The following is a 13328-nucleotide window of genomic DNA, read 5'->3' as shown; positions in this document are numbered from 1 at the left end:
CCCATGATCACTGTGCACCACCTGAACGACAGCCGGTCCCAGCGGGTCCTGTGGCTGCTCGAGGAACTGGGCCTGCCCTATGAGGTGAAACGCTATGAGCGCGACGCGAAAACCATGCTGGCCCCGCCCGAGCTGAAGGCCATCCATCCGCTCGGCAAGTCGCCGGTGATCGATGACGGTGACGTGCGCGTGGCCGAGACCGGCGCCATCATCGACTATCTGATCGAGACCCACGGCAAGGGGCGTCTGGCCCCGCCGTCCGGCACCGAGGCGGGCCGCCGCTATCGCTACTGGCTGCACTATGCCGAGGGCTCGGCCATGCCGCCCCTGCTGCTCAAGCTGGTGTTCGGCCAGCTGCCGAAACGGGCGCCCGGTCTCGTGCGACCGCTGGTCAAATCCATCGCCGCCAAGGCCCAGTCCGGCTTCATCGATCCCCAGCTCCAGACCCATATCGACTTCTGGGAAGCGGAACTGACGGCTCATCCCTGGTTCGCGGGCGGGGCCTTCTCGGCCGCCGACATCATGATGAGCTTTCCGATCGAGGCGGGCGCCACCCGCATTCCCGGCTTTGACCGCCGGCCGAAGCTGAAGGCCTTCCTGGAAACCATTCACGCGCGCCCGGCCTATCAGCGGGCGCTGGAGCGCGGCGGGCCCTACAGCTACGCCTGATCGCGTCGGATGCCGTCAGTAGGCCGGAGCCATCCGGTCTGCCAGACTGGAGGTCTGATGAAAGTCTGGTTCCTGCTCAGCCTGCTCGCCGGCCTGTGCGGCCTGCCCGAGACCGGTCTGGCCCAGATCGCCGGGCCGGACGTGGCCGAGGCCCGCGCGGCGCTTGAGGCCGAGGCCCGTCTGGTCGAGTCGGTCCGCGTCGAAGAGGGTCCTGAAGCGGCCCTCGCACTGGCCGGGCCCGCTCTGGCCCGGGCCCGCGCAGAGCTGGGTGAGGACCACCCGGTCACCCTGCACCTGATGGCAAACTCCGCCTTTGCGCTCGGGGAGCTGGGCCGGCCGGACGAGGCGCTGGCCCGGCTGGATCATGTCGCCTCGCGCTGGACCGCGCTGGGCTGGGACACGACCGCCTTCAGCCAGGCCACCGACCTCTACCGTGCCGGCCTGCTGGCCGAGCTGGATCGCAACACCGCGGCGGAAGCCCTCCTGACCACCCTTCTGGGACAGCCGGACCTGTCGTCAGAACTGCGTCTCCGGGGGCTGACCCAGATGGCGGACGTCCTTTATCGACAGTCCCGCTTTGAAGAAGGGCTCGCGGTCGCCGCCGACGCCCTTGCAGCCTCCCGTGCCCTCTATGGCGACCGACATGACCAGACCCTTGAGGCGCTGGGCCTGTACGGCACGGGGCTCGACCTGACAGGCGACGACCGGGCGGCCCTGCCCATCCTTCGTCAGGCCGTCGAGGGCAATGTGACCCTGCACGGGGCGGCCGACCGTCGCTCGACGACGGCCCTCTACCGTCTCGCCAGTGCCCGCATGGCCGCCGGGCGTCCCGATCTGGCCGAGCCCCTGCTGCGGCAACTGTTCATGGGCGAGCCTGATCTGGCCCTTCGCGCGGTTTATGGGCATCGGCTGGCATTGGCCCTGATGGCGCTCGATCGCGCCGGCGAGGCCGAGGCCATTCTGGCAGCGGCCGTGGAGATGAAGCGACAGGGCGGGCAATCGCTTTCGGCGGCGTCCAGCCTGTCGATGCAGGCCTCTGCCCTCGACCGTCTGGGCCGCCACCAAGAGGCGGAGCCCCTGCACCGCGAGGCTTTGGCGCTGCTCACCGGGGGCGGGGCCGGGTGGGAAGCGGAAAGCTCCGCCTGGTTCGCCCTGGGCGACAACCAGCGGGCGCTGGGCCATCCGCAGGCGGCCATTCAGGCCTTTGCCCGGGCGCGCGACCTTGCCACGGACCATCTGCCCGATGGCCATCCCCGGCGGCTGATGCGGGATCAGCGGCTGGCAGCGTCCTGGCTGGACAGCGGCCAGAGCGACGCGGCCCTCGCCCTCGCACGGCAGACCGCCGACGCGGCTGTCCATCGGCTGCGGGACGCGCGTGCCAATGGCGACCTCGACCCGTGGGACACCCGCCGCGCGGTGTTCGGCACCCTGGTGCGTGCTGCCTGGGACACAGGCGCGCCCAATCCTTCACAATCGCGTTGATCGACCCGCCCTCCGGGAAACCGGCAGGCGCATGCCGCGTTAACCGGGCATGAAGATCGCAGCCCTGTACATCCTCGCCCTGGCCCTCGTGGTCGTCGCCTTCAGCCTCGCGCTGATGTTCGCGAAGCTGGCGATTGTGTCGGTGCTCTTCATGGTCCTCGCCCTCGGGACCCTGGCCTGGCTGACGCGCAGTCTGATGCGCAAGGTGCGCCGCACCACCGTTCGGCCCACCGCTTGAGTTTGGCAAAAGCCTGACCTATCCTCTTTGCCCCGGTCGCGTGCGCCCCGCGACCTTCTGCCAAGGTTGACCATCCCCTCCTCAGTCGGGCGAAACAAGAAACTCACCACCCTATGGAAAAAGTGCCGATGACGGCCCCGGGCTATCGCGCCCTGGACGATCAGCTCAAGCAATTGAAGTCCGTGGAACGTCCCGCGGTGATCGCGGCCATTTCGGAGGCCCGTGAACACGGCGACCTGTCCGAAAACGCCGAGTATCACGCCGCCAAGGAACGGCAGGGCTGGATCGAGGGCCAGATCGCCGAGATCGAGGACCGCATGTCGCGGGCCCAGGTCATCGACGTGTCGAAGCTGTCGGGGACCCAGGTCAAGTTCGGCGCCACCGTCACCGTGGTTGACGAGGACACGGACGAGGAGGCTCGCTACCAGATCGTCGGCGAGCACGAAGCCGATGTGAAGCAGGGCCGGATCTCGATCACCTCGCCGCTCTCGCGCGCCCTGATCTCCAAGGAGGTCGGCGACGTCGTCGAGGTCAACACGCCCGGCGGCGTGAAGGCCTATGAAGTCCTCAAGGTCGAGTGGATCTGACACGCGACAGCGCGTCTCCCCTCCGGATCCGGGTCGTCTCCGACGGCCGGGCCGGCATCCAGAATCAGGCGCTGGGTCTGGCCGAGGCCGTCCAGCGCCTTCGTCCCTCTGACATCGACGTCTGCCGGATCGGCTGGCGGCCCCTGTTCGACCGTTGGCCCTCGGTCCTGAAACAGCCGTGGATGCGCGATCCGGCGTCGGATGCGGTCCTGCCGTCCGATGGCGCGCCCTGGCCCGACATCTGGATCGCGACCGGCCGGGCCTCCCTGCCCCTGTCAGCCACGGCCGCCTCCGCCGGACCCGGCCGGCCCTTCGTCGTCCAGACGCAGGACCCCCGTTGGCGGACCGACGCTTTCGATCTGGTGGTCGCCCCCGAGCACGATGGCCTGAGCGGCCCCAATGTGATCTCCATCCTCGGCTCGCCCCATCGCATCACGCCCGCGCGCATCGCCGGGGCGGCTTCGGCCTTTGACGTCCTCGATGCCCTCCCTCGTCCGCGTGTGGCGGTGCTCATCGGCGGCCGGTCGGCCAGCCACGACCTGCCCGCGGACCACGCCGCCCGGCTGGCGCACGATATCCGGCAGGCGGTTCAGGTCGCAGGCGGCTCGGTCATGGTGACCCTGTCCCGCCGCACCCCGCCCGAGGCCGAGGCCGCCCTGCGCGACGGTCTGGCCGATGTGCCGGGCTGGATCTGGGATGGCCGGGGCGACAATCCCTATTTCGCCTTCCTCGATGCCGCCGATCAGGTGCTGGTGACCGAGGACAGCGCCAATATGGCGACCGAGGCGGCCTCGACGGGCAAGCCGGTGCACCTGCTGCCCATGGTGGCGCGCAAGGCCCAGCCCAAGTTCGACCGCCTGCGCCAGGCCCTGATCGCCCGGGGCCTCGCACGACCCTTCGACGGCACGCTTGAGGCTGGAAGCGAGCCGATCGAGCCTCTCGCCGAGACAGACCGTGCCGCGCGCGAACTGCTTCGTCGCTACGACCGCTGGCGCGCCGCCTAGTTCAGCGACAGTCGCGCCACATTGATGTCGCCGCGCTGGCAGGCCGGTGCCCCCTCCGTCCGCGTCGACACGCCGGCGGCGGTCAGCTCGGCGATGAAGGTCTGTCCAAAATCCAGCCGTGCCGGTGCGTTCTCGCCCTCAGCCGGAGGGGATTCGGGTTCCGGCGGCTGTTCCGGACGACAGGCGCGCACGGCCGGGGTCGCCCGCCAGCGGGACAGGGCCCATACCGCCCGCGCCCGCGCCTGCGGATCGCCCAGGTCGACGGTGTCGAACACCTGGACCGGCGGCGTGACCAGCACGGTCAGGCCTTCGAACCGGCGGGTGAGGGCGGTCTCCAGCGCATAGGCACTCTGCAGGTCCAGACCCGCCTCGGGCCGCAGCAGGATCACCGCCCGCGATCCCTCGGCATTCAGCATGATGGCGTCCGTGGCAAAGGGCACCGCCTCGATCAGGCGTCCGCGCAGTGCGGCAACGGGATCGGGCGCCGAGACCGGACTTGCCTGCACCGCGCGCGAGGCCGCCTCGGGGTCGGCCACGACGATCTGGTCCAGATTGGCCACCACCGGCACATGCAGGGCCGCGGTGAGTCGCTGTTGCAGGCGGCTTTCGGCATCGGCGACCAGCGATCGCGTGCTCACCAGGGCCGAGACGCTGACCTCGCCCGACTGGCTGCGGACGTCCAGCAGGGTGATGCGCGACTCCGACCCTGAGAAGATGGCATCCACCGCCAGCCGGGTTTCGGCCGTCGCCCGGCTTTCGAGGCCGATGGCGCGCAGCGACAGCGCCAGCGGCGCCGACAGCACGGCGAACACCAGCACCACGGCCACACCCCGCCACTTCACCGGTCGCTCCATCAGCCGGGGACGGAAGCCGTAGAAGCCGGCTGTCAGCGTCGCCGCCAGAGCAATGGCCACAAGGTTGGTCATGAACAGGAAGAAGGCCCCACCGGCGATCCCCATGTCGCCGGTGCCAAGGCCAAAGCCCACGGTCGCGACGGGCGGCATCAGGGCCGTGGCGATGGCCACCCCGATGATGGTCTCGCCTCTCTGCTTGATCACCGCATAGGCGCCCGCAATGCCGGAGAAGACGGCGATCAGCAGGTCGAAGAAATTGGGTCGGGTCCGCGCCAAGATCTCGGTCGTCGGCTCCTTCAGCGGCGACAGCAGCGTCAGCACCACGGCCACGATCAGCGCCAGTCCAAAGCCGAGGGCCAGCGCCCGGAGCGCCCGGTTCAGCTCGCTGAAGTCCAGCAGGGCCAGCGAAAAGCCCAGCGCCACGATCGGCCCCATCATGGGCGACATCAACATGGCGCCGATCACCACGGCCGGCGATGACAACATCAGGCCGAGGATGGCGATGGCCGCCGAGATCCCGGTCATGATCAGATAGCGGCCGCTCAGCCCGCCGTTCTCATAGACGTTCTCGGCGACGGCCTCGTGGTCGACATTGCGGCGGGCAATGGCCAGGAACCGGCGGACGAAGGTGCGCGTCTCGCGCGCGCTCTGACCCAGATCGCTCATACGGTCTTCTTCATCGGTCGAGGGCGAACGTCAATCGCCTCCGCCGCCGCCGCCGTCACCCGCGTCGAAATCCTTCGAGGACCGGTCACTGGTGTCGCTGGCCACGACGCCCGCCGACCCGTCGCCATCCTTCTTCTTCGACTTGCCTGCTGCCATACCGCTGACGCCGATACCGGCGCCGATGGCCACACCCAGCCCCAGTCCCAGCGCCAGATTGTCCAGCGCCGTGCCCAGCGCGACGCCGATCGCAATCCCGACGCCCATGCCGAGGGGCAGGAAGGCCGCGTTCTTGTTGTCACTCATCCCCAACTCCTTCGCCGTTCCCGGGCAGACTAGCCATCGCACGATCGGGAATCAGCCCCTAAATAGGCCGCATGAGCAGCTCCTCTTCCGCCCCCCGCACCGTTCGTGTCGCCATCATCGGGTCCGGCCCCGCCGGCTGGACCGCCGCCATCTATGCCGCCCGCGCCTCGCTTGAGCCGGTGGTGATCGCCGGCATCCAGCCCGGCGGCCAGCTGACCATCACCACCGATGTCGAGAACTATCCGGGGTTTGCCGAGGTCATCCAGGGTCCCTGGCTGATGGAGCAGATGCAGGCCCAGGCCGAGCACGTCGGTACCGAGGTCATCCACGACATCGTGACGAAAGCCGACCTGTCGCAGCGCCCGTTCCGGCTGACGCTCGATTCCGGCACCGAACTGCTGGCCGAGACGGTGATCATCTCGACCGGCGCCCAGGCCAAGTGGCTGGGCCTTGAGAGCGAGGCGAAGTATCAGGGGTTCGGCGTGTCCGCCTGCGCCACCTGCGACGGCTTCTTCTATCGTGGCAAGGAGGTCGTGGTGGTCGGGGGCGGCAACACCGCCGTCGAGGAGGCGCTGTTCCTGACGAACTTTGCGTCCAAGGTCACCGTCGTCCATCGCCGCGACGAGTTCCGCGCCGAGAAGATCCTGCAGGAACGCCTGTTCGCCCATCCGAAGATCGAGGTGGTGTGGAATCACGTGGTCGATGAAATCCTCGGCCAGACGGACGGCATGGCCTCGAATGTCACCGGGGTGCGCCTTCGCGAGACCGAGGGCACCGGGACGCGCGATGTCCCGGCCGACGGCGTGTTCATCGCCATCGGTCACGCGCCGTCGTCCGAGGTCTTCGCCGGCCAGCTCGAGACCAAATCCGGCGGCTATCTGGTGGTCAAGCCGGGCACGACCTCGACCTCGATCGAGGGGGTCTATGCGGCGGGCGACGTCACGGACGACGTCTACCGCCAGGCCGTTACGGCCGCCGGAATGGGCTGTATGGCCGCGCTGGAAGCCGCCCGCTATCTGGCCGAGGTCGACCATGCCCGGGCGGGCAACCCGATCTCCCACGCCGAAGCGGAAAAGATCGGCGTCTGGTAGGGCGGAGCTAGGCGCCGGCCTGGTTGAACAGCTGAAGCTGGGGCGGCGCCATATTGGTCGGCGCCCCATTCTTCACGCCCAGCGCATAGGACACGGCATTCTGCACGATATGCTCGTCGGTGGGCTTTGACAGCACGCCGATAGTGCCGGCCACGCCGTCGCGCACCATGCCCGGGTTGGCCGTCATGAACAGCACGGCGACCTTGTGATCGGTCGCCAGCTCGCGGCCGATCGACACGCCCGTGGGGCCGTCCGACAGGTGAATGTCCACGAGCGCCAGATCGACGTCCGTTTCCTTGGCGAGGTTCAGGGCCGTTTGCGAGTCTGCGGCCGTACCCACGACTTCGTGGCCCAGGTCCTCCAGCACGAAGCGAAGTTCCATGGCCACGAGGGCTTCGTCTTCAACGATGAGGATACGGGCGGGCATGGCAGGCAGGAGTGTCAAAAACTGTGAACGGGAGAGTCTTCAAAACGAACGTGCAAGGGATATGCCGGTTGCGTGGTTACGCCTTTGTAACCACGCGTGCAGCGTTACGGCGCGACAGGGCGGTCGCGGGCAGCTCGACCAACACTTCCAGGCCGTCCGGGTTCCAGTTGCGTGTTAATTTCCCCGCGAGCTGCCCTTCAACGGAAAGCGTGGCCAGCGAAGACCCAAAACCGGACTTCTGCGGCACGCCATCGATCGCGGGTCCCTGACGCTCCCGCCACGCCAGGCGATACAGACCCGCCTGACTGTGGTCCGTTTCCACGTCCACATAGCCCCCCTCGACCGACAGGGCGCCGTATTTGGCGGCATTGGTGGCCAGTTCGTGGAACAGCAGGGCGACCGAGGTGGCGGCCTGGTCGTCAAAGGCGGCGTCATCGCCGGTGATCCGCACCCGGGGCTGGCCCTGCTCGTCGGTGTAGGGGGTGAACAGCGCCGCGAGGAAACCGTGCAGCGTCATGTCGCCCATGGTGGGGCGCGAGACGTCGCTGTGGGGCCGCACGAATTCATGGGCCCGGGCCAGGGCATTGATGCGGGTGCGCAGCGACTGGGCGAACGGCCGCGCCTCCGGATGCTGGCGCGCCGACAGGGCCACCAGCGCCGAGACCACGGCAAAGATGTTCTTGATCCGGTGGCTCAGCTCCTGGCTCAGCAGCTCCTTGGCCTGATCCATGCGCTTGAGGTCGTCGATATCGGTGCAGGTCCCGAACCAGCGCACGATCCGGCCCTCGGCGTCGCGCACCGGCATGGCCCGGCCCAGCGTCCAGCAATAGACCCCGTCATGGCGGCGCAGCCGGTATTCGATCTCATAGGGGTCGCCGGTCGCCAGCGAATGACGCCACCGCTCCCACGCCCGCTCCTGGTCCTCCGGGTGGAACATGTCGTTCCAGCCTTCGCCGTCGGTCGAGCCGGGCGGCACGCCCGTGAACTCGTACCAGCGCGCATTGTAATAGTCGTGGTGGCCGTCCGGCAGGGTCGACCACACCATCTGGGGCATGGAGTCGGCGATGGCGCGAAACTCGGCTTCCGACCTCTGCTGGTGCTTCAGCGCGCGGCGCAGGTTCAGCTGGGTCATCACCTGATCCGCCAGCACCTCGAGGGCCTTGAGCTGCAGTTCGGTCGGGCCTTCCGGCCGGGCCCTGGTGTCCAGAACGCACAGGGTGCCGAGCGGCAGGCCCTCCGCCGACTTCAACAGCTGACCGGCATAGAAGCGCAGGCCGGGCGCATCGGTGACCAGGGGGTTGCAGGTGAAGCGGGTATCCTGGGTGGCGTCCGGCACGACCATACGGTCAGCCTCGAGGATCGCATGGGCGCAGAAGCTGCTCTCCAGCGGCGTCTCGCGCACGCCGAGGCCCTTCTCGGCCTTGAACCACTGCCGCCCTTCGTCAATCAGATTGACCACGGCAATCGGGGCGTCGAACAGGGTGGCGATCAGATCGACGATGTCGTCGAACGCGCGCTCCGGCTCCGTGTCCAGAATGTCGTAGTCGCGCAGGGCGGCCAGACGTTCGGCTTCGGTCCAGCCCGAGGGGGCAGAGGTGGTGTCGGACATCCCGGTTCCGGAAAAGGCAGAAGTGCCACAAGACCCTATCAATGCAGGGGCGGCCCGCGGGTTTCAATAAGGAACTATCGGCCTGCCGACTGGCGCGAAGGGCGGCCCACTTCCTCGACCTCCAGCCCGACCACGCCGGGGACGGGCGTGGGCGCCACACGTGTGGGCGCAGGGCCCTGTTCCTCGAAATCCGCCAGATTGCGATTGATCTCGGCGATCTCTTCGGGCGTCGGCTGACGCCGGCCTCCCAGACTGGCCGCGCCGACCACACGGGTCTGGCCGTTGATCTCGACCGTACGCGGCGGCGCGCCCACCACCGTCCCGTCGGGAGCGGTCAGGGCTTCTTCCTCCGTGGCATCGGCCATCAGGATGCGCGGCTGCGAGAAGCGCGCCTCGTCAATCACCGGCTCGCGCCCGGCATAGGACTGCGAAAAGGCGGCCGTCTCGCCGGGATAGCCCTTCCAGCGATAGAAGATATGCGCCCCGATCTGGTCGATCTTGCCCAGGCTGGGCGCCCACCAGGGGAAGACATAGTCGGCGTGATAGTGGGTGGCGGTGCCCACGCGCTCGGAGACATGACCGTCCAGCGCCCGACGGGCCACGTCCTCAGCCCGCTTCCAGGCCCATCCGACCGGGGCCTGCCCCAGCGCGCCATCGCAGGTGAAGCTGAACTGGCAGCCCGTCACCCGCTCGGCCCCCTCGAACACCACGCCGCAGACCGTATTGGGGAAGTTCGGGTCGCGAACCCGGTTCAACACCACCTGGGCGACCGCCTCCTGACCGGCGCGCGGCTCCAGCGCGGCTTCATAATAGACGGCCTGCGTCAGACAGCGCAGGGCCCGGTTGCGATCCGCCGTGGCGATCCGGCCGAGGCTGAAGGGGCGCGCGGGCCGCAGCAGCCCGGCGGCCACCGGGCGGGCCGCGTTCAGACGCTGCGCCTCCAGCCCGGTCTCGCCCACGACCAGGGTCGGCGTAGCGACCAGCCCCAGCTGCTCAGGGGTGGTTCGCGCGGCCATGGCATCGAGATCGTCGGAGCCCAGATCGCCGCCGGTAGCGCTGAGAACGGCGCGCCCGGTGCCATCCAGCTCGGGCCGGGCCGCAGAGCTGGCCGTCATAGCCACTCCGGACAGGGCCATGAGGGCGACAAGGCTCAGCCCCGACAGACGGCCGTCCGGGAACCGGGCCTTCACCCACGCCAGCAGTGTCGCAAGCTGTTTCATCACAGGGAATATGGGACTTTCATCGCTCTGAAGCACGACGATATCCCGCCAGTCGGGCCTTTTTCAGGCGCGGGCAGGCGGTCCGGCGACCGCCTGCCTCCGACCGGGTCAGCGACCGCCCAGGGTAGAGCGCAGCATCCAGGCGAATTTCTCGTGGGCCGCCAGACGCTGGGTCATCAGGTCGGCCGTCGCCTCGTCACCCGCCTCATCGGCCAACGACAGGGTATCGCGCGTCGTCGCGATCAGCGTCTCGTGGTCGCGCATCAGCTCCTTGAGCATGGCCTCGGCCTCCTGCTCGGGATCGCCGTCCTTGATGGCCGTTAGATTGCCGAAGGTGGCATAGCCCTGCGGCGCCAGGATGCCGAGCGCGCGGATCCGTTCGGCGATATCGTCGAGCGCGCCCCAGATTTCCGTGTACTGTTGCTCCAGGAGGTTGTGCAGGGTGAAAAACTCCGGGCCCCGCACATTCCAGTGATAGCCGTGGGTTTTCAGATAGACAGCGAAGCTGTCGGCCAGCACCTTGGTCAGGGCTTCGGACACCTGGCTGCGGTCCGCCTTCTTCAGGCCGGTCTGGATGGTCGCGGTGGTCATGACAACTCCTCGGGTTGCGGATGCGGATCAGGGATTGCAGATGGGCACGGACACGGCATGGAACAACCATCCACAGTCGCTCGCGGTCCGCCCTGTGCGCTCCGGAACGCGACAGCCACGCTTGCGTTCAAACCTCAGTGAAATTCGGGTGATGCGGCGGGGGCCAGACGCATGAATCGCAGCGGGGACCAGGACTCGACCGACCCCGGCCGCGCCCGCCTCAGTGCCGACGCCATGCTGGCCCGTCTGGCCCGCACGCCACCGCCCGGCATCGTCCAGTCCATCGTCATCGGCCTGCTGGCCGCCGCGGCGGGCCTCGCCGTACGCTTGGCCCTGTCGACCTTCTACGAGGGCGTCACGGGCTTCATGATCCTGTTGCCGGCGGTGGTGCTGGCTGCGCTGGCGGGCGGCCGGATTGCCGGCGGCGTGGCGGTGATGGTCTGCCTGCTGGGGGGCTGGTGGGTGGCCGGGCCCGACACGGCGGGAGTCGGCATCTCCAGCAACCTCGGCCGTGTGGCCACCGCGAATTTCATCTTGGTCGGCCTGTTCGTCACCTGGGTCGCGTCCGCCCTCAGACGCGCCATGCGGCGTCTGGACGAGACGGTCGCGGACCTGCGCGCAACCGCGGTTCGCGTGGACGAATATGAGGCGCGCTTCCGGGACATCGCCGATGTGGCCCCGGTCATGCTCTGGACCGCCGACGTCGAGGGACGGGTCTATCTGAATGCCGAGTATCGCCGCTTCTGGGGCGATCGACCGACCGACCTCGGGGATCCGACGCCTTGGCTGGACGCCATTCATCCCGAGGATCGCGAGCGGGTCTGGAACGCCAGCCTGGCGGCGCTGAAATCCCGCACCCCCCTGCAGATAGAAGCCCGGTACCTGCGTTCCGACGGGGAGTGGCGCATCCTCGAGACCCACGCCCGTCCGCGGTTCGACGCCCGGGGCGTCTTTCTCGGCATGGTCGGCGCCAACATCGATCTGTCCGAGGTCCGGCAGGTGGAAAGCGCGCTCCGCGAGAGCGAGGAGCGCTTCCGCGACATGGCCAATGACGCGCCCGTCCTGATCTGGGTGACGGCCGCCGACCGCACCCGCGAGTTCGTCAACGAGGCCTATCGCCGGTTCATGGGCGCGGATCATGCGACCACCCTGCAGACCGACTGGCGTGCCTTCATTCACCCGGACGATCATGACCGCGTCGTCGCCGAGTCGATCGCCGGAGAGGCCACCGGCCAACCCTTCAGCCTGGAGGCGCGATACCGCCGCGCGGACGGAGAATGGCGCTGGCTCAGGTCCTTCTCCCGGCCGCGCCTCGACGCCCAGGCCAAGGTCCAGGGCTTCGTCGGGGTGGCCTTTGACGTCACCGACGCCAAACAGGCCGAGGTCGACCTCAAGCGCATCAATGAGCTGCTCGAGGAGCGGGTCGGCAAGGCCCTGATGGACAAGGCCCAGGCCGAGGCCGACCTCATGCATGCCCAGCGGATGGAGGCGGTCGGACGGCTGACCGGGGGCGTGGCCCATGACTTCAACAACCTGCTGACGGTCGTCATCGGCGGCCTCGACATGCTGCTGAACAACAAGGTGGACGAGGCCCGGCGCCTGAAGCTGACCGAGGCGGCCCTCAGCGCGGCCCGGCGCGGCGAGCGGCTGACGCACCAGCTTCTGGCCTTCTCGCGGCGTCAGGCGCTCCGGCCGGAAACCGTCGATGTGAACGCCCTGATCCGCGAGGGCGAACCCCTGATCCGCGGGGCGCTGGGCGGGGGCATGACCTACAGCTCGAAACTCCGCCGCGGCGGCGCCCGCATCCGGGTCGACACCGCCCAGTTCGAGGCCGCCCTGCTGAACCTGCTGGTCAATGCGCGCGACGCGGTGGGCGGCACGGGCAAGGTCGAGGTCGAGACCCGCCAGATGAAGGTGCGGGCCGGCGATGTCGCGGATCTGGAGCCCGGCGACTATGTGCGCATCAGCGTGGTGGACGACGGCCCCGGCATTCCCGACGATCTGCGCGACCGGATCTTTGAGCCCTTCTACACCACCAAGGCCGTCGGCAAGGGCACCGGCCTCGGTCTGTCCCAGGTCTATGGCTTCCTGAAGCAGAGCGGGGGCGCCATCCACGTCACGTCGGCGGACGGCACCGGAACCCGGATGGACATGTATCTGCCGGTCGCCACGGCCGACGAAACCAGCCAGCCGGTGGCTGCCGCGACAGGGGCCGAAGACCCGGTCGAGCGGCGCTCGGTCCTGCTGGTCGAGGATGATCCCGAGGTTCAGGCCATTGCGGTGGCGATCCTCGAGACGCTCGGCCTCAAGGTCACCACGGCCGCCGACGGCGCTTCAGCCCTCAAGCGGCTCAGGACCGGCACGTTTGACCTGCTGCTGACCGACATCGTCATGCCGGGCGGCATGTCCGGACTGGATCTCGCGCAACGGGCGGCGGACCTCTATCCCGAGATGCGGATCGTACTGGCCACGGGCTATGCGGGCGACGATGTCGACGAGGCCCTGCGCGACGCGCCCTGGGCGCTGATCCGCAAGCCGTTTGCCGCCGATGCCCTGAAGGCGGTGCTCAAGGTCTGACCGCGGTCAG

At 68.6% G+C, this 13328-nt stretch carries 13 protein-coding genes; 7 read left to right on the top strand and 6 right to left on the bottom strand.

The features are described from left to right. The first annotated feature begins 3 nt into the window (after nt 1-3). The 5 genes from LC068_RS05970 to LC068_RS05950 all read left to right on the top strand — a co-directional run bounded on the left by LC068_RS05970 (nt 4) and on the right by LC068_RS05950 (nt 3980). The gene (locus LC068_RS05970; RefSeq protein WP_226635328.1) at nt 4-669 is read left to right on the top strand and encodes a glutathione S-transferase family protein; all 666 of its coding nucleotides are present in this window, start codon (nt 4-6) and stop codon (nt 667-669) included. Between the two features lie 57 nt (nt 670-726). Continuing rightward, a complete protein-coding gene (locus LC068_RS05965; protein WP_226635323.1) occupies nt 727-2151 on the top strand; it encodes a tetratricopeptide repeat protein in 1425 nt (474 codons plus the stop codon). A 49-nt stretch (nt 2152-2200) separates the two neighbouring features. After that, nucleotides 2201-2389, top strand: a complete 189-nt coding sequence (locus tag LC068_RS05960) for a hypothetical protein (protein WP_226635320.1) — start codon at nt 2201-2203, stop codon at nt 2387-2389. A gap of 113 nt (nt 2390-2502) precedes the next feature. After that, nucleotides 2503-2976 (top strand): transcription elongation factor GreA, encoded by a 474-nt coding sequence (greA, locus tag LC068_RS05955; RefSeq protein WP_209117192.1) that lies wholly within the window; start codon nt 2503-2505, stop codon nt 2974-2976. Continuing rightward, nucleotides 2967-3980, top strand: a complete 1014-nt coding sequence (locus LC068_RS05950) for a mitochondrial fission ELM1 family protein (protein WP_226635317.1) — start codon at nt 2967-2969, stop codon at nt 3978-3980. Before greA ends, LC068_RS05950 begins: the two co-directional genes overlap by 10 nt. Here the strand turns inward: LC068_RS05950 and LC068_RS05945 are convergent. Next, nucleotides 3977-5500 carry a TIGR00341 family protein gene (locus LC068_RS05945; protein WP_226635314.1) on the bottom strand — a complete coding sequence of 508 codons (1524 nt, stop codon included), beginning with the start codon at nt 5498-5500 and terminating at the stop codon, nt 3977-3979. The two genes, LC068_RS05950 and LC068_RS05945, sit on opposite strands and share 4 nt — an antisense overlap. 30 nt (nt 5501-5530) lie before the next feature. Next, entirely contained in the window at nt 5531-5803 is a 273-nt protein-coding gene (locus LC068_RS13905) for a hypothetical protein (RefSeq protein ID WP_404825190.1), read from the bottom strand. Nucleotides 5804-5874: 71 nt separating this feature from the next. Here LC068_RS13905 and trxB point away from each other — a divergent pair, with 71 nt between their 5' ends. Next, entirely contained in the window at nt 5875-6894 is a 1020-nt protein-coding gene (gene trxB, locus LC068_RS05935; protein ID WP_226635311.1) for a thioredoxin-disulfide reductase, read from the top strand. 7 nt (nt 6895-6901) lie between these two features. Here the strand turns inward: trxB and LC068_RS05930 are convergent, their stop codons facing one another. The 4 genes from LC068_RS05930 to LC068_RS05915 form a co-directional block, all read right to left on the bottom strand. Further along, on the bottom strand, nt 6902-7321 hold the full coding sequence (locus LC068_RS05930; RefSeq protein ID WP_226635310.1) for a response regulator: 420 nt from the start codon (nt 7319-7321) through the stop codon (nt 6902-6904). Between the two features lie 76 nt (nt 7322-7397). Beyond that, the gene (locus tag LC068_RS05925) at nt 7398-8930 is read right to left on the bottom strand and encodes a PAS domain-containing protein (protein ID WP_226635309.1); all 1533 of its coding nucleotides are present in this window, start codon (nt 8928-8930) and stop codon (nt 7398-7400) included. A 74-nt stretch (nt 8931-9004) separates the two neighbouring features. Next, complete coding sequence (locus tag LC068_RS05920) at nt 9005-10150, bottom strand: cell wall hydrolase (protein ID WP_226635308.1); 1146 nt, start codon at nt 10148-10150, stop codon at nt 9005-9007. A 108-nt stretch (nt 10151-10258) separates the two neighbouring features. Beyond that, nucleotides 10259-10741: a Dps family protein gene (locus tag LC068_RS05915; RefSeq protein WP_209117180.1), complete on the bottom strand. Its 483-nt coding sequence runs from the start codon at nt 10739-10741 to the stop codon at nt 10259-10261. 171 nt (nt 10742-10912) lie between these two features. On the opposite strand from LC068_RS05915, the gene LC068_RS05910 reads away from it, so the two are divergent. Further along, nucleotides 10913-13318: a PAS domain-containing protein gene (locus LC068_RS05910; RefSeq protein ID WP_226635307.1), complete on the top strand. Its 2406-nt coding sequence runs from the start codon at nt 10913-10915 to the stop codon at nt 13316-13318. The last annotated feature ends 10 nt before the right edge of the window (nt 13319-13328 follow it).

Origin of the sequence: Brevundimonas poindexterae (genome assembly GCF_020524625.1) — a bacterium.
Classification (GTDB): Bacteria; Pseudomonadota; Alphaproteobacteria; order Caulobacterales; family Caulobacteraceae; genus Brevundimonas; species Brevundimonas poindexterae_A.
This window is presented reverse-complemented; position numbering and strand designations above follow the sequence as displayed.